The following is a 254-nucleotide window of genomic DNA, read 5'->3' as shown; positions in this document are numbered from 1 at the left end:
CGAGACGTTCAACGACGTGGTGGGGGCAATCGCCGGCAACGTGCCGGGCAATCCGGCCGTCGTCAGCTTGCGCGGCTTCGCAGGCAACACCGTCTCGATCCTTCAGGACGGCGTGCGGGTGTCGGCATCGACCGTCGTCCAGCGCGACAGCAACAACTGGCATTATGATCGGGTCGAGGTGCTAAAGGGACCGGCCTCGGTTCTCTACGGCGAAGGCGCGCTGGCCGGCGTCATCAACAAGGTGACGCGCAAGC

At 65.4% G+C, this 254-nt stretch carries 1 protein-coding gene; it reads left to right on the top strand.

What is annotated here, in order from left to right; translation table 11 throughout:
- Positions 1–254, top strand: a 254-nt coding sequence (locus O4H62_RS26370; protein ID WP_269391860.1) for a TonB-dependent receptor plug domain-containing protein, incomplete at both ends; no start/stop codon positions are given.

This window comes from Parahoeflea alexandrii (assembly GCF_027214025.1).
In the GTDB taxonomy this organism is placed as follows: domain Bacteria; phylum Pseudomonadota; class Alphaproteobacteria; order Rhizobiales; family Rhizobiaceae; genus Hoeflea; species Hoeflea alexandrii_A.
This window is presented reverse-complemented; position numbering and strand designations above follow the sequence as displayed.